Origin of the sequence: Prauserella halophila (assembly GCF_024171895.1) — a bacterium.
GTDB classification, from domain to species: Bacteria; Actinomycetota; Actinomycetes; order Mycobacteriales; family Pseudonocardiaceae; genus Prauserella; species Prauserella halophila.
This window is the reverse complement of sequence record NZ_JAMTCQ010000009.1, coordinates 940950-961205: the sequence shown is the minus strand read 5'-3', so window position 1 is coordinate 961205 and position 20256 is coordinate 940950. Positions and strand designations below refer to the sequence as shown.

The following is a 20256-nucleotide window of genomic DNA, read 5'->3' as shown; positions in this document are numbered from 1 at the left end:
CGGCACTCAACGGGCACCGGCACTGAACTGGCACGACGCCCCGAGTCGCGCCCACTTGCGACAGACGAAAGGACTCATCGAGCATGACCCTGTCCACACCGGACCTGGATCTCGAACGATCATGGATGGCCGAAGCGATCCGGCTCGCCACCGACAGCGTGCGAAGCGGTGGCGGCCCCTTCGGAGCCGTCGTCGTGCAGGACCGCGAGATCGTTGCGACCGGCAGCAACCAGGTGACCTCCACATTGGATCCCACTGCGCACGCCGAGGTGACGGCGATGCGGAACGCCTGCCGTGAACTCGGCACCTTCAGCCTCGCCGGCTGTGTCCTGGTGACCTCGTGCGAACCCTGCCCGATGTGCCTGTCCTCTGCCCTCTGGGCACGGTTCGACCGGATCGTGTTCTCGGCGGACCGCGATGACGCCGCCGCAGGCGGCTTCGACGACAGGGAGTTCTACCAGCTGTTCCAAAGGAACCCGGAAGGAATCTGGCCGATCACGATGGATCGGATCGAGATGCCCAACCGTACCGAGCCGTTCGACACCTGGCTTACCAAGCCGGACCGGGTCGAGTACTGATCCGATTCGGGTAGTGGCGCGGCGACCGGGCCGCGCCACTGCCCGGTAGGCCGACTCCGTGCGCACCGGCGATCGCCGGTGCGCACGGAGAACCACGGCCGGACGACGGACGGTGACTGTCCGAAACACCGATCCGTACTTCGAAACGCCCAGCAGTCCTGACAGGCCGACCGCGCCTGTCGGAGGGCGCCCACCGGCATGGGAGAACTCATGACTCAACTGCGTACGGAGGATGCGGGATCCGGGCGAGCCGGTGATCCGTCCGGAACCCGATCCCGGCTCGACCGGTTCTTCAAGATATCCGACCGCGGGTCCACGATATCCCGCGAGCTGCGGGGCGGACTCACCACATTCGTCGCGATGGCCTACATCGTCATCCTGAACCCGCTGATTCTCGGCTCGTCCGCCGACATCACCGGACGAGAACTGTCCACTGCGGAACTGACCACAGCCACCGCATTCACGGCGGCGTTCGCGACGATCCTGATGGGTGTCGTGGGTAACGCACCCCTGGCGCTGGCTTCCGGCCTCGGGGTGAACGCGATCGTGGCGTTCACGATCGCGCCGACGATGACCTGGGAGCAGGCATTCGGCCTGGTGGTGCTGGAAGGCATCTGCATCATCATCATGGCGGCCAGTGGGCTGCGGCAGAAGATCATCGATGCCATCCCGGACGCGCTGAAAACGTCCTTGACCGTCGGGATCGGACTCTACATCGCACTGATCGGACTGGTGCAGGCCGGTTTCGTGACCCGTAACCCTGATTCGGCGAACACGACGGTGCCCGTCGGCATGGGTAACGGCGGCACGCTGCAGGGCTGGCCCATCGCGGTGTTCTGCGTGACGCTGCTGCTGATGGTCGTCCTGGTGGCGCGCAAGGTGTCGGGAGCCATCCTGATCAGCATCGCGACCGGCACCGTGCTCGGGGTCGTGGTGAACTACGCGTTCGGCCTCACCCAGCAGGACTGGGGGTTGATCCAGCCGAACCTGCCGGACAATGTGGTCGCCGCACCCGACTTCGGCCTCTTCGGCGATATCGACCTCTTCGGCGGATTCGCCGCTGCAGGTGGCATCGCGGCCACGATGTTCCTGTTCACACTGGTGCTTTCCGGGTTCTTCGACGCCATGGGAACGATCACCAGCGTGAGCAACCAGGCGGGGCTGGTCTCCGACGGCAAGGTGATCGGCATGGGCCGCATTCTGACGTCGGACGGGATCGCCGCTGCCGCCGGCGGTGTCACCGGCTCGTCACCGAACACCGTGTTCATCGAATCCGCTGCGGGTGTGGGCGAAGGATCGCGCACCGGGCTGTCCAGCGTACTGACCGGCGGCCTGTTCCTGGTGGCGCTGCTGTTCACCCCCTTCGTGTCCGTGGTGCCTGCGCAGGCGGCCGCGCCCGCGCTCGTCATCGTCGGCGGGATGATGATGGCCCAGTGCACGAAGCTGCCGTGGGACGACCCGGACTACACCATCCCGATGTTCGTGACCATCGCGCTGATCCCCTACACGTACGTGATCACGAACGGCGTCGGCGCGGGCATCATCGCCTTCGCGGTGATCAAGCTGGCGCGGGGCAAGGTCAGGGAAATCGGCTGGCTGGTCGGCATTCTGGCGATCGTGTTCGCGATCTACTTCGGCATCGATGCGATCGAGATCCTGTTCGCGTGACCCCGGCCGAAGCCCCTGCACTTCGGACTCGGAAAGGAGCGATAGATGGCTTTGCTGTTCCTTAACGGCGGTGGGATGCGCGGAGGTCCGCTCAACCACCAGCTACAGGGTGCGCCCCTCGTGGGCTGGGCTGCTTCGGCGCCGAAGTACCGGTTCTTCTCGGTCGGCGACCGGTTTCCCGCGATGGCCGAGGCCGAGACCGGAGGGCGCTCCGTGGTCGGCGAGGTCTACGACATCTCGCTCGAGGTGTTGCGCGAGCACCTGGTCCCGGCGGAGCCGCCGGAGCTGGAACTCGGCCTGATCGAACTCGCCGACGGCGCTTCGTGCCTGGCGACGGTGCTGCGCAAGCCGTATCAGGGCGACGACAACCTGGTCGACATCTCGAACCTCGGTGACTGGCGCCGCTACCGCGGATGGGAATGATGCGCCGAGCGCGACGGGCTCTCCGCACGCGTTCAGCGGCGGCGGGGTCTTCCACCCCTGCCGCCGCTGCCGCGCTTCCCCGGCTTTCCGGACTTTCCGGAGTTTCCCGGCTTTCCGGGTTTTCCGGTACGGTTCCGCTGTTTCCCGCCGGTCGACGTCGACTGCTCGGTGGCGCGTGCCGACTGTTTCGGGGTCGGGCCGCGGCCACGGGTGCTGTTGACGGTCCGGCCACGGACGATCCCGATGAACTCCTCCATCAGGTCGGTCGTCTCTTCCTCGGGCCAGCTCAGCGCGACCTGCGACTGCGGCACCGGACACTGCTCGGTGCCGGTCACCGGCCGGTACGTCAGGCTCTTGCGGTGGTGCAACCGAGCCAGGGACTGCGGCGCGACGAGCACCCCCACGCCCGCTGCGACGAGCTCGACGGCACCTGCTGTGGTGTCGGGCCGGGCGATCGCGGGCTGCCCGGGCAGGGCCTGCCAGGCGAGGGTGTCGTCGTGAGGATGCAGCACGACCTCGTCGGCGAGGTCGTCCACCGACACCTCGTCGACGACGGTGAGCACGTGCTCCTTCTCGACCACGACCACGGTCGTCTCGGTGTAGAGCGGGATGGCGTGCAGGCCGCTGCGGTCGGTCGGAAGACGTAACAGGGCCGCGTCGACGCTACCGTCCCGCACCCGGTCGGCCGCCTCGGCCGCGGGCACTCCGACGAGGTGCAGCGGCACGTCGGGGACCCGTTCGCGCCAGGTGCGCACCCACTTGTCCGGCGTCACTCCCGGCACGTAGGCGAGCCGGAACTCCGGGGGCTCGGCTGGGGCAGTCACCGGGCCAGATTACCGGGTGTGGTCGACGGGCACGCACCAGCGGATACCCTGGAGTCATGACGTCGCGCAAGACCACCCAGACGATGAAGCCCGCGACCGCGGCGAAGAAGCTGGAGGTCCACCTCGAATCCACTCCTGCCGAGTTCCAGGAGGGCGTGGTCTCCCGCGACGAATTGAACGCGCTGCAGTCCGACCCGCCGGAATGGCTGCGGAACCTGCGCCGCAACGGTCCGCATCCTCGCCAGGTCGTCGCGGCGAAGCTCGGCATCTCGATCAGCGGTCTCGCCCGCGCAGGACTGCTGGACCCGCTCACCACCGAGCAGATCAACGCGCTGAAGGACGAGAACCCGGAGTGGCTCCAGCGCGAGCGCGCCACCCACGCCGAGGTCAAGAAGGAAGAGGCCCGCGTCAAGGCGAAGAGCGCGGGAACCGACCAGCCGCGTTCCTGAGACGCTGGGGCGCCGCGAGCCCGGGCCGGCTCACTCCGGCCGGTTGTGGGTCGGGATCTCGATCTTCGTCTCCTCACCTTTCGTGAGGTGGAGGAGGAGGTACTGCCGCATCGCCTCGTCGATGGTCCACGCGATTTCGGGCACCGCCGGCAGCGGCACCAGACCTTCACGGAACTTCACCAGCATCGTCCAGGCCTCGGGAATCACCCGGTCCCACAGCGGTTCGCGCTGGATACCGTCCCAGTCGGCGACCCGGTCACCGATCAGATACCGCGCCATCGCGTTGCACTGTGGCCGGCTGAGACTCGCGGGACTCGTCTGCTCGGCCAACTGACCGAGCAGGATGTCGGTGAGCTTGACGCCCTCGGGCGTCGGACCCATGTTGCGGGCCAGGATCTGATCCGACTGCGCGTAGGCGGCATCCCAGGTGGCGGGGATGTACTCGTCGGCGATGCCGAGCAGGTACGCCGTCACCTGCCACAGGTGCAGGTAGGCCTCCGCATCGCCGTCGGAGATCGGCACCTCCCATTCGCGCATCGTGCGCATCGCGAATGTCGGCAGGGTGTGCCAGGTGACGAGCATGTCCTCCTGACTGATCGGGATCTCCTCCGCGGCACGGCCCGCCCAATGCGGGGACTGCGGCAGCAGGTGCCGGACCGCCGCGTGCACGAGGCGGGTCTTCACGCATTCGACCACGCACGTGCCCTCGGGCCGGTAGGCGTCCAACGAACCGACCGCGAAGCCGAACAGGCTCGTCTTGGCCACGCGGTCCTCCATGTCGGCGCCGCCGGCCGAGTAGTACACCGCGCGAGCTTCCTTGGGAATCGCGGTCGCGAGGAGGCCGCCACCGAGCCCGTTGCACACGTTGAGACAGGAGCCTCGGCTCTTGTTGAACTCGGCGGCCCTGTCCAACTTGTCGTGGTCGGCCCATTCGGGAAGCCGGCGAGCGTGTTCCATGAACTCCCGCAGGTCGGACGGCAATCCGTTCGGCAAGGACTGATCGTTGCGCTCCCAGTTCCACAGCAGTTCGTTGACCTTGCCGATGACGCCGCGGTCGAACAACGCCTCGAGCAGCGGATCCGCTTCGCTGTCCCACACCCGATGCGGGTCGCCACCGTCTCCGGTGCCCACCACCGAGCGGCTCGGCGACCAGTTCCACCCCACCAGCGACCGCGCCTGTGCGGGTGAGGTCGCAACCAGAGCACCGAGCGCGGCCAGCCCGCCGCCCGAGATCAGCGCCCGTCGCCTGCTGAATTCCGTCATGACTGCTGACTCCTTCGCGTGAGGGCTTCGTGCGGGTCAGGACGGCCGGTTGCCCTGAGGGATCTCGATGCTGATCGGATAATCGGCCTCGGACAGATAGAGCAGGACGAACTGCCGGAGGAGTTCGTCGAAGAGCCAGTACGTCTCGTCCGAGCCGGGGAAGCCGAGTCCGAATTCCCGAGCGGCGATGAACGGGGGCCAGAACGTCTCGATCATCGGGCTGTGGACCGGTTCCCTGTCGATGTCCAGCCAGTCCGCGATCCGGTCGCCGAGGGTGTAGCGGGTGAAGGCGCGGAGCAGCGGTTCGCTGAGCACACCGCCGTCCAGTTCGGACCCCAGTTCCAGCAGGATTCGCGCCAGGTCCCGGCCCTCCGGAGTGGGCGCGAGCACGGGATCGAGTACTTGCTCGGCCTGCCTGTCGGCCTCGTCCCACGACACCGGGATGTACTCGTCGCGCACGCCGAGCATGTGGGCCGTGACCTGCCAGGAATGCAGGTACGCCTCGGCGTCGCCGTCGGAGATCGGGATCTGCCACTCGCGCATCGTCTGCATGACCGTGGTGGCGAGACTGTGCCAGGTGACCATGAGGTCGGCCTGGCTGATGGGGATGCCCTCGGGAGCGGACCGGTTCCACTGTGGAGACTGCGGCAGCAGGTGCCGGACCGCCGCGTGCACCATGCGGGTCTTGACGCAGGTGACGGTCATCTCGCCGCCCGGCGCGTAGGCATCGCGCGTGCCGATGTCGTAGCCGAGCTTGGCGGTCTTGGAGATGCGGTCCTTCATGTTCGCGCCGCCGTAGGAGTAGTAGACGGCACGCGCCTCCTTGGGGATGACGGTGCTCATCATTCCGCTGGCCATGCCGTACAACACGCCCAGATACAGCCCACGTCGCCGGTTGAAGTCGTGCGCCTGTGCCAGCTTGTCGTGATCGGCCCACGACGGCAGTTGCCGGGCGTGCTCCATCAGCTCCCGCACGTCGTCGGGAAACCCGCTCGGCAGCGGCTGATCGTTCGTGATCCAGGTGCGGAGCAACTCGTTGACCTGCGAGACGCCTCCCTGGTCGAGCAACGCCGAGATCACCCGGTCGACGTCGGGATCCCAGACCGTCCGGGGATCGGCCCCCACACCGGCTCCCGCCACCGACCCTCTCGGTGACCACGTCCACAGCGCTCGTGCCGAGGCAGGCGCCGCCATACCCAGTGCACCCACCGCGCCCAGCGTTCCACCCGCGAGCAACGCCTTACGTCTGCTGAGTCCTTCCATGGTCCGCACTCCTCATTGAGTTGCCGATGACCGACAGCTGCCGCGACCGATGAATTCCGTGTCCGATGGATACGGCGTGTGCTTGATCCGGCGTGTTGATACGGTGATACAAATTGCGTCTCCGCGTATCATGAGAGCATAAGGCCGCACAGAACACCAGACCTGTCGCACGGCGAGAGGAGATCCGTGGAACGAGCACTCCCCGGCGTGCTCTCATCCGGTACCGGCTGGCCCGAATCGTTGCTCGAGCGCGTGTTCAGCGAACAGGCCGAACCCGATGCAGCCGACGACGCGGCCACCACACGGGTGCTCGACGCGGCCTACGAGCAGTTCTGCCGCACGGGTATCCGGCGCTCGACGATGGACGACGTCGCGCGGCGGGCCGGCATCTCGAGGATCACCGTGTACCGCCGGTTCGCGACGAAGGACGCGCTGGTCGAGCAGGTGCTCCGACGAGAGTTCCGCCGCTATTTCGACCGATTCCGGCTCGACATCAGGCCCGCGCGCAACGCCGCGGAACGGGTGGAGCTGGGCTTCGCGAGCGCGTTGCGCTCGATTCGGCACCACCCCCTCATCGGCGGCCTCCTGGACGTCGAGCCGGACATCGTCGTGCCCTCACTCATCGGCACCGACGGCAAGACCATGGCCACGGTGTCGCGTTTCGTCGCCGATCGCCTGCGCGCCGAGCAGCGCGCGGGGACGGTGCCGGGCGCGGTGGACGTGGATCTGGCGGCCGAGATGATGGTGCGCGTGTCGGCGTCGTTCCTGGTCACGCCGAGCGGGCTCGTCGACCTGGACGACGACGAGCAGGTCCGGGCGGTCGCCCGGCGATTCCTGGTTCCCATGCTGGAACCGCCTGCGACGGCGGAGTGGTAACCGCGCACGGACAAGACCCTCGGCCGGAGCGTGAATGCTCCGGCCGAGGGCCCGTGGAACGATGTCGACTCGGTGGCCACGCCGGATCGGTGGCCACGCCGGCTCAGTAGCCGCGGGCAATCCACTCCTCGAGGTGGGGAGCCTCGGTGCCGATCGTGGTGCCGTCGCCGTGTCCGGTGTGGACCCGGGTGTCGCCCGGCAGGCCGAAGAGCCGGTCCCGGATGGATCCGATGATCGTCGGGAAGTCCGAGAACGATTTGCCGGTGGCGCCCGGCCCGCCGGAGAACAGCGTGTCGCCGGAGAACAGCGCCTTCTCCTCGGGCAGATGCAGGCACATCGACCCCGGCGAGTGCCCGGGCGTGTGGATCGCCTCGATATCGGTGCCCGCGACGGAGATCCGGCTGCCCTCCTCCAGCTCGCCGAACGGCGCGCCGGGGTGGGTCATCTCCCACAGCTGCCGGTCCGCGGGGTGCAGCAGCACCGGAGCGTCGAACTTCTCGCCGAGCTGCGGGGCGTGGGTGACGTGGTCGTTGTGGCCGTGCGTGCAGACGACGGCGACGACGTTGCGGCCCGCGACGGCCTCGGTGATCTTGTCGGCGTCGTGTGCGGCGTCGACGATCACCACGTCGTTGTCGTCGCCGACGAGCCAGACGTTGTTGTCGACCGCCCAGCTGCCGCCGTCGAGTTCGAAGAAACCACTGGTGACGACCTGGTCGATACGCGCGCTCACACGATCACCACCGAACGCAGCACGTCGCCGGCGTGCATGGTGTGGAAGGCCTTCTCGACGTCCTCGAGCGTGATCCGCTCGGTGACGAACTTCTCGAGCGGGAGTCTGCCCTGCCGGTGCAGGTCGATCAGCATCGGGAAGTCGCGTTCGGGCAGGCAGTCGCCGTACCAGGACGACTTGAGGGCTCCGCCGCGGGCGAAGACGTCGATCAGCGGCAGATCCAGCCGCATGTCCGGCGTGGGCACGCCGACCAGCACGGCCGTGCCCGCGAGGTCCCGCGCGTAGAACGCCTGGGTCCACGTCTCGGGCATGCCGACGGCGTCGATGACGACGTCGGCGCCGAACCCGCCGGTCAGGCCGCGGATGGCGTCGACGGAATCGGCCTCGACGGCGTTGACGGTGTGCGTGGCGCCGAGGTCGCGGGCCCAGTCGAGCTTCTTGGGGTCGCGGTCGACCGCGATGATCGGCGACGCGCCGGCCAGGCGCGCACCGGCGATCGCAGCGTCACCGACGCCGCCGCAGCCGATCACGGCGACCGAATCGCCGCGTCCGACCCCGCCGGTGTTGACCGCAGCGCCGATGCCCGCCATGACGCCGCAGCCGAGCAGGCCGGCCACCGCGGGATCGGTGTTCGGGTCGACCTTGGTGCACTGCCCCGCGTGCACCAAGGTCTTGTCGGCGAACGCACCGATCCCCAGCGCAGGCGAGAGCTCCGTGCCGTCGGCGAGGGTCATCTTCTGCGTGGCGTTGAACGTGTCGAAGCAGTACTGCGGGCGGCCGCGCTTGCACGCCCGGCACTGCCCGCACACGGCACGCCAGTTGAGTACGACGAAGTCGCCCGGCTGCACCGAGTTCACGCCTTCGCCGACACTCTCGACCGTGCCCGCGGCCTCGTGGCCCAGCAGGAACGGAAACTCGTCGTTGATCCCGCCGTCCCGGTAGGTCAGGTCCGTATGGCACACGCCGCATGCGGCGATCGCGACGACGACCTCCCCCGGCCCTGGGTCGGGGACGACGATGTCGGTGAGCTCGACCGGAGCTCCCTCGGCGCGGGCGATCACGCCGCGGACTTGTTGAGGCATCGGGGCTGTTCCTTCGGATTGACGAACAAGACATGCGCATCACCGCATGTCTTGCCGACACTAGTGCGCTGCACCGTTCGCATGACCTGTCCGGACGGACAGCAATACCTCGACCTCCGACGAGTTAGGCTGGCCGGATGCCGGACGAATCGGATCCCGTCGCGGCCCTGACCGGGTTGCGGAAGGTCCTCGACGGGCCGCTGCACGACATCGCCCGCCGCCTGTCGCACCTCATCGCGACCCGGTGGCCGCACACCGCGCTGATCGTCTTCACCCGCGAGTGCGCGGGCCGGCCCCGCAAGGTCGCCGGCGACGTCGACATGCTCAACAGGGTCACCATCGGTGAACTCGAACAGGTCAAACAGGAACTCGAACCCGGCAGTCCGGTCTGCTCGACGTTCGCGGTCGCGGGTGAGCGGCGGGCGGTGTGGGCGGTGCGCGATCCGTCGGACATGCTGCTCGTACTGATTCCCCGCTCCCCCGGCCGCGGGCTGCCCGAGCCCGGTCTGCTGGCGGCGCTGTTCGGCATCGTCGCGACGTCGATCCGCCAGCAGGTGGCCCAGGCCAGCCCCGACTATCTCGCCGAGTCGCGCGCGGCCGCACTCGAACGCGAACGCACCATCACCGAACTGGCCACCGCGCACGAGTCCACGCTGGTCGGGCTGCTGACGACGTTGCGCTCGACCGAGTTGGACGACACCCGCGCACGGGTTGCCGCGACGGACGCGACGTCGTCGGCCCTCGTGGCGTTGCGCACCGCGCAGCAATCCGACCAGGCACTGTCCAATGAGGCCGCCCCGGCCGCGTTCACCGTACTGCACAACGAGATCCGGAAGATGTTGCGGCACCACGAGGCGCCGATCGAGTTCGCGGCACCGGCCGGCGCGGACAGGGCCCTGCCCGGCGACATCGCGCACGCCGCGCGCGCGATGACCCGCACGGCGGTGCTGGCCCTGACCGCCGATCCCGAGTTGGCCCGCCTGCGGATCGCGTGGACGCACGGCGGCGCGACGCTGCTGGTCGACGTCCGTGATCAGAGCACGGGCAACCTCGACGCGGCCGCGCTCCACCGGCAGCTGCAGGGTCGCGCGCGGGCGCTCGGCGCCACGGTCGACGTCGACGCCACTCCCGGTTGGGGCAGCCACGTCACGGTCGAACTGCCGCTCGATCCACCTGCCGACACCGGGGTGGAGACCCGGCTGACCGACCTCAACCGCCGGGAACGCGAAGTGCTCGACCTACTCGCGCAGGGCAAGCGCAACAAGGCCATCGCCGCGGACCTGGGCGTCACGGAGAGCACCGTCAAGTTCCACGTCACGCGGGTGCTGCACAAACTCGACGTCGGCACCCGCGGCGAAGCGGCCGCACTGGCCCTCACCGCGGGGGCCGACGCGTCGGCACGCGCGTAGTGCCGGTGCCGGATATGTCGCCGATGCCCGACGTGCCGCTGGCACTCGGGTGACACCGGTGCGGGTGACGTTTCGACCGGCCCCGCACCGGCAACCTCCACCCTGCAGACTCCCCCGGGTGAAGGGCGCCGACGCATGCCTCGAAACGTCGCACAGAAGCTGATCGCCGACCACCTCGTGGACGGCGCGATGACGCCGGGCAAGGAGGTCGCGATCCGGATCGATCAGACGTTGACCCAGGACGCCACGGGCACGCTGGTCATGCAGGAGCTGGAGGCGCTGGATCTGGACCGGACCCGTGCCGACGTCAGTGTCCAGTACGTCGACCACAACCTGCTGCAGGCCGACGAGCGCAACGCCGAGGACCACGCGTTCCTCCGGTCGGCGTGCCGCCGGTACGGCATCTGGTACTCCAAACCGGGGAACGGTGTGTCGCATCCGACGCACATGCAGCGGTTCGGTGTGCCCGGGACCAGCATGGTCGGTTCCGATTCGCACACGCCGGCGGCCGGGTCGCTGGGAATGCTGGCGATCGGCGTCGGCGGGTTGGACGTGGCCACGGCGATCACGGGCGAGCCGCTGTACGTGCGGATGCCGGAGATCTGGGGTGTGCGGCTCACCGGTGAGCTCCCGCCGTGGGTGTCGGCCAAGGACGTCATCCTGGAGATGCTGCGCAGGCACACCGTGTCCGGGGCCGTGAACCGGATCATCGAGTACCACGGGCCGGGGCTGGCGACGTTGTCGGCGATGGACCGGCACGTGATCGCGAACATGGGTGCCGAGCTGGGCGCCACGACGACGGTGTTCCCCTCCGACGAGGCGGTGCGGCGGTTCCTGCGCACCGAGGGCAGGGAGCACGATTTCGTGGAGATCACCGCGGACGACGGTGCCGGGTACGACGTCACCGACGAGATCGACCTGTCGACACTGGTGCCGCTGATCGCGAAGCCGTCGGCGCCGGACAACGTCGTCGCGGTGCGTGAGGTGGCCGGTACACCGTTGGGGCAGGCGATCATCGGCTCGTCGGCCAACCCCGGGCTGCGCGACTTCGCGATCGCCGCCGCAATGGTGCGTGGCAAGCAGACGGCGGGCGGCGTCAGTTTCGACATCAACCCGACGTCGCGGGAGATCTTCGCGGATCTGACGAAGATGGGTGCCACGTTCGATCTGGTGTCGGCGGGCGCGCGGATCCACCAGGCGGGGTGTATGGGGTGCATCGGGATGGGGCAGGCTCCCGCCGTGGGGCACAACTCGCTGCGCACGTTCCCGCGCAACTTCCCCGGTCGTTCGGGCACGCGGGAGGATTCGGTGTGGTTGTGCTCGCCGGAGACGGCCGCGGCCAGCGCGCTCGAGGGAGTGATCACGGACCCGCGCGATCTGGGCGTCGACGAGCCCACGCTGGAGCTTCCGGAACGGGCGACGGTCAACCCGGAGACGCTGGAGGAGCCGCCGCCGCCCGAGGTGTCGCGCCGGGCGGAGCCGACGAAGGGCCCGAACATCTCGTCGTTGCCGGATTTCCCGCCGTTGCCGGACCGCATCGAGGCGCCGGTGCTGCTGAAGGTGGGTGACGACGTGTCGACCGACGAGATCTCCCCCGCGGGGGCCGCCGCGCTGCCGTACCGGTCGAATGTCCCGGCGCTGGCCGAGTTCACGTTCACGCGAATCGACCCGGACTACCCGGCGCGGGCGCAGGAGACGGCCGGGGGTTCGGGGCACATCATCGTCGGTGGCCGCAACTACGGTCAGGGTTCCTCGCGCGAACATGCGGCGATCACACCCCGCTATCTCGGCCTGCGCATGGTCATTGCGTTGTCGTTCGCACGGATCCACTGGCAGAACCTGGCGAACTTCGGCATCCTGCCGGTCCAATTCGCCGACCCCGAGGACTACGCCCGCATCGACGCCGACGACACACTCGTGGTCGAGGACCTGCGCCGACTGCTGGGCGAGCCGGACGCCGGGCTGTCGGTGTCGAACGCCACGAAGAACCAGCGCTACGAGGTGCGGCACACCCTGTCGCAGCGGCAGCGTGAGGCCGTCCTGGCCGGTGGGCGCATCCCGTTGTTGGCGCAGACCTCAGCAGCGGTGTCGTGAGGGGCGGTGTCGTGACCGACGCCGGGGCGGCCGGTCGTCGAGGGCTCCGGGGAACAGGACCGGCGCGAGGGTGACGGCGGTGGCGACGGCGACGTCAGCAAGTGTGCGCAGGATGCGGCGCAGGCGTGCCATGGGTGCACCTCAGATCGCGTACGGCCACACGGTGAGCGCGTAGGCGGAGAACCAGCAGCCGGCGGCCACGGCCATGCCTGTCACGGCGAGGCCGGTGCCGCGGCGCCGGTTGGCGAGCCCCACGGCGATCGGCAGCATCAGCACGGGGGCGGCGACGAGCAGCAACCGCGGTGTGGTGATCGCCAGCCCGCCGGAGCCGACCGCGAGGGTGACGATGCCTGCTGCGTACGCGGTCAACGGCCACGGCACGCGCTGCGCGGCCAGGACCACGACGAGTGCGGCGGCACCGACGATCACGATCGCGCCGACCAGGTCGTACGGATGGGACTCGATGCCGAACGCGCCGGTGATCCAGTCGACCGTGTCGGCGCCCCAGTCCCAGGACACGCCCCAGCCGTCGAGCTGGATCGCCTGCCACGTCCGCCCGGTGGCCAGGTACACGGTCAGCCACCAGCCGAGCAACCCCAGTGGTGCGAGAACGGCACCCGCGGCGGCCGGCCACCCGCCGCGCCGGGCCCACGCCGCGTGCAGCGCGGCCACGACGACGACCGCGATCAGCACCGCCGCCGAGGAGCGCGTCAGCCCGGCCGACAGCGCGCAGGCCCCGGCGAGCAGCCAGCGCCGTTCGAGCACGCCGACCAGCGACCACGCGGCGAGGGCGAGGAACGCCGCCTCGGTGTACACCATGGACAGCACCCCGGCCATGGGGGCGCCCGCCCACAGTGCGACGAGCAGCAGTCCGGCTCGGCGGCGCGGGTCGACGTGCCGGGCGAGTCGCATCACGGCGGGCACGGCGGCAAGCCCGGCGACGGTGGACACGACGAGGCCCGCCACATCGAGGGGAATCCCGAACGTGGCGACGATCGACATCGCCGCGGGATACAGCGGGAAGAACGCGTACGGTGCGGTCGAGTACGGTTCGCCGTCGGCGTCGAGGCTGGATTCGCCGTGACCGGCGTAGCCGTGCTCGGCGATGCCGAGGTACCACTGCCCGTCCCAGGAGGTGAGCCGGTCCAGCAGGCTGGTGTCGTGCGTAGCCGCCATCACGGCGAGCACCAGGACGCCGACGAGCCGTACGGCGAGGTACACGAGGACGGGCGGTGCGGCGCGGCGAACGCGGGTGGCGAGCGGCGTGTCCATGGCCGGCGCCGCGGCATACTCGTCCGGGTCGTCCCCTCGGCCCGCGGTGCGCGGGGTGTTCGGGGGTGTGCTGCCGGTGCCGTCCACGGGCTACCGGTCTCCGGCGTCGGTGGCGGGCGGCTGCGAGCACGGCCGGTGGTCCCGCCCACGCGCGGTGGCCGTCCACGCGGCGAAAACGGTACCGGCGAGCAGCCATGGGGCGTCGAACGCGGTGTCGGTCATGGACGGTCCAATCCTTGTCGCCGTGCGGGGCCGTCCGCCCAGTCGCTGACGATCGGCGCGGGGTTAGCGGAGATGCGCATCCGTTATGCACGGGCACGCCGCGCCGATTCGGACGTCAGCTGCGGGTCCCACGCCGTGCGGGCTGCCGACCGGCGGACGCCTCGTGCGCGCGCTTCTGTCAGCATGCGGCCGGTTACGGTCGGCCGCATGCTGACGACGCTGGCCGTGCAGAACTACCGTTCGCTGCGGGATCTGGTGCTGCCGTTGTCGCAGCTGACCGTGGTGACGGGCGCCAACGGGAGCGGCAAGTCGAATCTGTATCGGGCGATGCGGCTGTTGGCGGACGCGGCACGCAGTGGTGCGGTGGCGGCACTGGCGCGTGAGGGCGGGTTGCCGTCGACGTTGTGGGCGGGGCCGGAGACGATCGGCCGCGCGGTGCGGGAGGGCAGTGCGCCGCCGCAGGGCACTGTGCGGACGAAGTCGGTGGGCCTGCGGCTCGGCTTCGCCGGCGACGAGTTCGGCTATGCGCTCGACCTGGGGATGCCGACGCCGGGCGAGGACTCGGCGTTCAACCGGGATCCGGAGTTCAAACGGGAGTGTGTGTGGAGCGGGCCGGTGCTGCGCAAGGGCGCGTTGCTGGCCGATCGGGACGGCCCGGTGGTGCGGACGCGGGAGCAGGACGGGGCGTGGGGCCGCGAGCCGCATCGGATCCCGGTGACCGACAGCATGCTGACGTCGTTCGCCGATCCGCGGGTATCGCCGGAGGTGCTGGTGGTGCGGGAGCGGATCCGGTCGTGGCGGTTCTACGACCACTTCCGCACCGACGCTGATGCCCCGGCCCGGCAGGTGCGCATCGGGACCCGCACTCCGGTGCTCGACCACGACGGTGGTGACCTGGCTGCGGCGTTGCAGACGATCGAGGAGATCGGCGACAGGGACGCGCTGCACACGGCGGTCGAGAACGCGTTCCCGGGGGCTCGGCTGTCGGTGCGGGTCGGTGAGGACGGCCGGTTCGAGTTGCAGCTGCACCAGTACGGGTTGTTGCGGCCGTTGTCGGTGGCCGAGCTGTCGGACGGGACGTTGCGGTACCTGTTGTGGGTAGCGGCGTTGCTGAGTCCGCGCCCGCCTAAGCTGCTGGTGTTGAACGAACCGGAGACCAGTCTGCATCCGAGTCTGCTACCGGCGTTGGCGGCGTTGATCGCGACGGCGGCGGAGCGCACGCAGGTCGTCGTGGTGACGCACGCACGGCCGCTCGTGCAGGCAGTGCAGGCGGCCGCCGACGACGCGAGCCTGGTGGAGTTGGAGAAGGAGTTCGGTGCGACGGTGCTGGCCGACGCGCCGGGTGTCCTTGACCGTCCGGTATGGCACTGGCCGAAGCGGTGAGCCAATGCGGCCGAACAGGTGAAATTTCAACGCCCCACCTCGGCCTGAGATCACGTTTCATCCCGCAGACCTCCAATTATCTGACTCGCCATGGCATGATCGATCGGCAACCGCGCCGACGAGGACAACGGGGGATGCAAGCTGAACACCAGGAGCACCGGCGGCGGGAACGAGACACAGCTCCAGGTCCGTCAGGTCGAACGAGCGCTGCGCACGATCTACGTCTCCTCAGAACTTCTGAATATTGACGATCTGGACGGTCAGCCTCCCGCAGAACGGGACCCTCGGCTACTGTCCCGAGCACTCGCCGCTCAAGCTGTCCGTGTCGTCACCGGCTTCAGCCCTCAGGAGGCGGCTGACACTGTGATCGATGGCGTCAACGATCAGGGAATCGATGCAATTGCCATTGTCGACGGCCATGATCCACACGTCTACCTTGTGCAGGCAAAATGGAGCCAGAACGGCCGGGCAAGCAGCGACAGGTCCACGGTACGGGAACTATTCGCCGGCCTTGATCTGATCGACGATGAGGATTTCGCGGCATTCAACCCGCGAGGGCAGCACCTTGCGGCAATCGCCAAGGAAGTCATGTCAAGTGGCCCCGTCCCCATCACCCAGGTGGTAGCACTCATGCGCGGCAACGAGGTCACTCAGGGCTTCCAAGTCGCACTTGAACAACATGAGCGAAGGTTCAACCATCACGGCGAAGTTCTCGACCACCGCATCCTCCTATCGTCGGATATCTGGGCTTCGGTCAGGCAAGATTTGGCGCCGCAGCCTGTCGACCTCACCGCTGAGCTGTTCCCCTGGTTCTCGGTCAGTGAGCCCTACGAGTCCTACCAGGGCATAGTCGAAGCGGAACAAATAGCCCAATGGGTAAAACACGGCGCCGATCTGTTCAACCTCAATATTCGAAACCCACTCGGCAGAACTGCGATCAACAATGACCTGATCGACACATTGACCGACGAGCCAGACCACTTCTGGTACTTCAACAATGGAATCACAGTTCTGTGCGATTCTGTAGACAAGGCGCACCATTCACGCGGGACGCCACACCGGAAGCCAATAACACTTGAACTTCGCAATGCAAGCGTTGTAAATGGGGCACAAACAGTCCGCGCTGTGGCAGAAGCAGTTTCCACGGATGATAATGCGGCTTCCGCACAGGTCGGCATTCGGGTTATAGTCACCGGAACCAGAGACGATTTCGCAAAAAGAACCACCAAGGCAACAAATCGACAGAATCGGGTTGAAGCACGCGATTTCGTCGCGCTGGATCCCATTCAGGCAGCAATCATCGATGACATGCGGGCTGAACTGGGACTTGAGTACAGCGTTCGCCGGAGCGAACTGGACCCTCATCCCAGCACCGGATTTTCGATTGTTGAAGCCGCGTGCGCCTTGGCCTGCGCGCACTCCGATGCTCAATACGCCGCACGAATCGCCGTTGCACTAGAGGTACTCTGGGAACGCGACTCACAAGGGATCTACGACGTTCTGTTCCGTCCACAACCTGGACCATATCTCCTATGGAACGCCGTGCGAGTTTTCCGATCCGTTCGCGAAAACCTGCATAAAAAACGTCGTCACTACACGGGGCGCGCAGCCGCACTTATTGAGCACGGCGCCTACCTTCTGACACATCTCGTCTTCCAACGACTTAATACCGAGACGATCGATGAGCCCGACGTACACGACTGGGCAAACCAGGCAACCCAACAGATAGGTCGACTGCTCGACGATCTAATTCCAGCCTTGGTCGAGGCCATCGACACGCTCCATGGAGAACGGGCACAGATCCGATCCTCATGTTCGGATTCCCAAAAAAGCCGCGAGCTGGCGGCGCATGTTCTTTCCAGCGAGCAGCCCGCCATGATACCAAGTAAATATCAGAAAACGCCGGCCCGCCGAAAACGGCGTCGGCCAAATGCTGTATCCGTACTTATTGACAAGAGTCTCCTGGAAGAGGGCGATCCCCTAACCCTCACCGGGGCCTCAGCCACTGAGACCACAGCGCTCAACGCTTGGCTTGCTGCCGATCCTCGGCGCACAAGGGCCACATGGATCCCGCAGCGCTCGAAGCCGATTCTGTGGGCAGCCGACGGTGAGGCCTATTCGCCTTCCGGGCTGATTTCGCGGATGTGGGAGCTTGCTGGCTGGGACGAACATCCCGTGGCCGTCCAGGGCACAGCACGTTGGGCAACGAGATCCGGTGACACGCTGGCCGATCTCGCTTGGAAGGCATTACGCGAAATAGAGGAGGAGTCCGAGTCCGCTGACGGCTCTGCGGACTCGGACTGATCCCTCGTGATGTCCAAGGGCGTTGTGCTGGCGTGTCGGTGAGTTGGGCTGACAGGTGAAGGCCTCCGGTTGCGAAGTGGAACTGTCTAGTTCACCGCTTCCCTGACCGGAGGCCTTCGTGTCCCACGCTAACGCTGCCCTTACCCCACGCGCCCATCTGCGGCTGGCTTAGTTCCTCGTCGATCACGGCTGGACCTACGCTGCCGCGGCCAAGATGTTCATGGTCACCCCGCGCACGGACAAAAAAGCGCCGACCGCTACCAGGTAGAAGGTCCGGCCTGGATGGTCGACCGCAGCTCACGACCAAAGACGTGCCCGCACAAGACCAGCCACAAGCTCGCCCGCCAGATCGTGCGTTTCCGCTGGAGACTCCGGCTGGGCCCGGTCCAGATACTGGCCGGCTCGAGATTCCGGCTTCGACCGTCCACGCGGTGCTGGTGCGCTGCCGCGTCAACCGGTTGCCCCACCGATGGCTGCGGGTGGCACTATGTCGGCAAACAGCAAGGCGATCGAAACAAGGAGTCCACGGCCAAGCGCACAGGCATGCGTGGGCACGCGTACCGGCCGCTGATCGGCACCGCCTTCGTCCAGACCGTCAATCGACGACCACTCCCGTGTCGCCTATACCGAGATCTGCGCCAACGAGGAGGCCGCCACCGCCATCCGAGCCTGCAACGAGCGGTGTCCTGGTTCGCCGACCACGGCATCACCACCCAAGCGGGTACTCTCCGACCACGGCTCTGCCTATCGGTCCTACGCCTGGCGCAACGCCTGCAGCGAACTCGGCATCGTCCACAAGCGGCCCCGGCCCTACCGGCCACAGACCAATGGCAAGATCGAACGCTTCCACTGCACCCTGGCCGACGGGTGGGACTACGCCCGCCTCTACGAGTCAACCGACCACCAAAACGCCGCGTTGCCCGGCTGGCTCCACTTCTACAATCATCATCGCGCCCACTCCACGATCGGAGGCCGCCCACCAATCACCCGGCTGACCAACCCTTTCTGAACATCACACCTAGAGCTCAGCCGCCATTGACTCGGCGACTTCTCGTCCACTCCCGGTCTGACTTCGGTTCCCGGCTAGTAGGGCTTTGTTAGGTTGTTGGTCTCTGTGTGATGATCTTGGAGTGACTCCGGAGGAGATGGCCGCGGTGGCCCCGCGTGTGGAGGCGTTCGCGGCTCAGATGATGGCGGGACTGTCGCGGCGGGATCAGCGGGTCAAGGGTGAGCTGTACCTGCGTGGACTGCTGTTGGATGGCAAACGCAAGTCGATGCAGCCGATGGCGCAGCGACTTGAGGTGGATCATCAGCAGTTGCAGCAGTTCATGACCTCGTCGACCTGGGACTACGCTGACGTGCGCCAGCGCATGGCGGGCTGGGCACAACAGTTCCTGGCTCCGCGGGCGTGGGTACTGGATGACACCGGTTTTCCCAAGGACGGGCAGGACTCGCCCGGGGGTGGCGCGGATGTACTGCGGGGCACTGGGCAAGACCGGTAACTGCCAGATCGGGGTCAGTCTGCACGCGGCCACCGACTGGGCCTCGGCCGCGCTGGACTGGCGCCTGTTCCTGCCCGCCAGTTGGGACGATCACACTACTGACGATGCTGAGACGGCCGTGTTCATCCGGCGTCGCCGGGCTCGTGCCAAGATCGACGACGAGGTGCGGTACCGGACCAAATGGCGGCTGGCACTGGACATGCTCGATGAAGCGATCGATGACTGGGGCCTGTCGGCGCGGCCCGTGGTGGCCGACGCAGGCTACGGCGGCATCACCGAGTTCCGCCGTGCGTTGGCCGAGCGCGGTCTGAGTTACGTCGTGGCAGTCAAAGCCAGTACCAGTGTTCAGCCCGGCGAGGCTGAGATCACCACGCCGCCCTGGTCGGGCACCGGGCGCCCACCCAAACCCGGCTATCCGCACCAGCCCACCGATCTCCGCGCCCTGGCACTGTCGGCCGGACGCACGGCGCTGCGGCAGGTGACCTGGCGCCATGGCACGAAGAAGACACCCGGCAACCGCACCGGCGCGATGCACTCACGATTCCTGACCCTGCGGGTACGCCCGGCCAACCGCAACAACGCCCGCGACACCCACGGGAACCTGCCCGCTTACTGGATGATCGCCGAATGGCCCCCGCACGAGCCCGAACCCACCGACTACTGGCTGTCCAACCTGCCCACCGACACACCCGTGCGTGAGCTGGTGCAACTCGCCAAAATGCGCTGGCGTATCGAACACGACTACCGCGAACTCAAAGACGGCCTCGGCCTCGACCACTTCGAAGGCCGCAGCATGGCCGGCTGGCACCGCCACGTCACCCTCGCCAGCCTCGCCCAAGCCATCTGCACCCAACTGCGCTACGACCCAAAAGCCCCTGCGCCGGCCTGACCCTCTACGCCGTAATCCGTGAACT

17 protein-coding genes and 1 pseudogene are annotated in these 20256 nt (G+C 67.6%); 11 read left to right on the top strand and 7 right to left on the bottom strand.

The features are described from left to right. Positions 1 to 83 precede the first annotated feature (83 nt). The 3 genes from LY41_RS10640 to LY41_RS10630 all read left to right on the top strand — a co-directional run bounded on the left by LY41_RS10640 (position 84) and on the right by LY41_RS10630 (position 2669). Positions 84 to 578 (top strand): nucleoside deaminase, encoded by a 495-nt coding sequence (locus tag LY41_RS10640; protein WP_253863707.1) that lies wholly within the window; start codon positions 84 to 86, stop codon positions 576 to 578. Between the two features lie 210 nt (positions 579 to 788). Then, the gene (locus tag LY41_RS10635; RefSeq protein ID WP_253863706.1) at positions 789 to 2246 is read left to right on the top strand and encodes an NCS2 family permease; all 1458 of its coding nucleotides are present in this window, start codon (positions 789 to 791) and stop codon (positions 2244 to 2246) included. A gap of 45 nt (positions 2247 to 2291) precedes the next feature. Then, the gene (locus LY41_RS10630) at positions 2292 to 2669 is read left to right on the top strand and encodes an allophanate hydrolase-related protein (RefSeq protein WP_253863705.1); all 378 of its coding nucleotides are present in this window, start codon (positions 2292 to 2294) and stop codon (positions 2667 to 2669) included. Positions 2670 to 2701: 32 nt separating this feature from the next. Here LY41_RS10630 and LY41_RS10625 read toward each other — a convergent pair whose 3' ends face one another. Next, positions 2702 to 3493 (bottom strand): LysR family substrate-binding domain-containing protein, encoded by a 792-nt coding sequence (locus LY41_RS10625; protein ID WP_253863704.1) that lies wholly within the window; start codon positions 3491 to 3493, stop codon positions 2702 to 2704. Between the two features lie 56 nt (positions 3494 to 3549). On the opposite strand from LY41_RS10625, the gene LY41_RS10620 reads away from it, so the two are divergent. Further along, on the top strand, positions 3550 to 3942 hold the full coding sequence (locus tag LY41_RS10620) for a DUF5997 family protein (protein ID WP_253863703.1): 393 nt from the start codon (positions 3550 to 3552) through the stop codon (positions 3940 to 3942). Between the two features lie 30 nt (positions 3943 to 3972). On the opposite strand, the gene LY41_RS10615 is transcribed toward LY41_RS10620, so the two are convergent. After that, positions 3973 to 5205: an oxygenase MpaB family protein gene (locus tag LY41_RS10615; protein WP_253863702.1), complete on the bottom strand. Its 1233-nt coding sequence runs from the start codon at positions 5203 to 5205 to the stop codon at positions 3973 to 3975. Positions 5206 to 5241: 36 nt separating this feature from the next. Further along, positions 5242 to 6468: an oxygenase MpaB family protein gene (locus LY41_RS10610; RefSeq protein ID WP_253863701.1), complete on the bottom strand. Its 1227-nt coding sequence runs from the start codon at positions 6466 to 6468 to the stop codon at positions 5242 to 5244. Between the two features lie 186 nt (positions 6469 to 6654). Between LY41_RS10610 and LY41_RS10605 the strand changes: the two genes are divergently transcribed. Further along, complete coding sequence (locus tag LY41_RS10605; protein ID WP_253863700.1) at positions 6655 to 7344, top strand: TetR/AcrR family transcriptional regulator; 690 nt, start codon at positions 6655 to 6657, stop codon at positions 7342 to 7344. A gap of 103 nt (positions 7345 to 7447) precedes the next feature. Here the strand turns inward: LY41_RS10605 and LY41_RS10600 are convergent, their stop codons facing one another. Together LY41_RS10600 and LY41_RS10595 are read right to left on the bottom strand one after the other, a co-directional pair. Further along, positions 7448 to 8074 carry an MBL fold metallo-hydrolase gene (locus tag LY41_RS10600; protein WP_253863699.1) on the bottom strand — a complete coding sequence of 209 codons (627 nt, stop codon included), beginning with the start codon at positions 8072 to 8074 and terminating at the stop codon, positions 7448 to 7450. After that, positions 8071 to 9156: an S-(hydroxymethyl)mycothiol dehydrogenase gene (locus tag LY41_RS10595; RefSeq protein WP_253863698.1), complete on the bottom strand. Its 1086-nt coding sequence runs from the start codon at positions 9154 to 9156 to the stop codon at positions 8071 to 8073. Before LY41_RS10595 ends, LY41_RS10600 begins: the two co-directional genes overlap by 4 nt. Before the next feature lie 137 nt (positions 9157 to 9293). Here LY41_RS10595 and LY41_RS10590 point away from each other — a divergent pair, with 137 nt between their 5' ends. Both LY41_RS10590 and LY41_RS10585 read left to right on the top strand, forming a co-directional pair. Then, positions 9294 to 10565, top strand: coding sequence for a LuxR C-terminal-related transcriptional regulator (locus LY41_RS10590; protein ID WP_253863697.1), 1272 nt, complete (start codon positions 9294 to 9296; stop codon positions 10563 to 10565). Positions 10566 to 10700: 135 nt separating this feature from the next. Then, the gene (locus LY41_RS10585; protein WP_253863696.1) at positions 10701 to 12659 is read left to right on the top strand and encodes an aconitate hydratase; all 1959 of its coding nucleotides are present in this window, start codon (positions 10701 to 10703) and stop codon (positions 12657 to 12659) included. 141 nt (positions 12660 to 12800) lie between these two features. On the opposite strand, the gene LY41_RS10580 is transcribed toward LY41_RS10585, so the two are convergent. Both LY41_RS10580 and LY41_RS23615 read right to left on the bottom strand, forming a co-directional pair. Then, positions 12801 to 14018, bottom strand: coding sequence for a putative hexosyltransferase (locus tag LY41_RS10580; RefSeq protein WP_253863695.1), 1218 nt, complete (start codon positions 14016 to 14018; stop codon positions 12801 to 12803). 3 nt (positions 14019 to 14021) lie between these two features. Beyond that, positions 14022 to 14153 carry a hypothetical protein gene (locus tag LY41_RS23615; protein WP_301296814.1) on the bottom strand — a complete coding sequence of 44 codons (132 nt, stop codon included), beginning with the start codon at positions 14151 to 14153 and terminating at the stop codon, positions 14022 to 14024. A 207-nt stretch (positions 14154 to 14360) separates the two neighbouring features. On the opposite strand from LY41_RS23615, the gene LY41_RS10575 reads away from it, so the two are divergent. From LY41_RS10575 to LY41_RS10560, 4 genes and pseudogenes are all read left to right on the top strand, one after another. Continuing rightward, positions 14361 to 15536 carry an AAA family ATPase gene (locus LY41_RS10575; protein WP_253863694.1) on the top strand — a complete coding sequence of 392 codons (1176 nt, stop codon included), beginning with the start codon at positions 14361 to 14363 and terminating at the stop codon, positions 15534 to 15536. 363 nt (positions 15537 to 15899) lie between these two features. Beyond that, a complete protein-coding gene (locus tag LY41_RS10570) occupies positions 15900 to 17840 on the top strand; it encodes an AIPR family protein (RefSeq protein WP_253863693.1) in 1941 nt (646 codons plus the stop codon). A 598-nt stretch (positions 17841 to 18438) separates the two neighbouring features. After that, the gene (locus LY41_RS10565; protein WP_308292239.1) at positions 18439 to 18849 is read left to right on the top strand and encodes an integrase core domain-containing protein; all 411 of its coding nucleotides are present in this window, start codon (positions 18439 to 18441) and stop codon (positions 18847 to 18849) included. Positions 18850 to 18970: 121 nt separating this feature from the next. Then, positions 18971 to 20231 (top strand): annotated as a pseudogene (locus LY41_RS10560) (IS701 family transposase). Positions 20232 to 20256 lie beyond the last annotated feature (25 nt).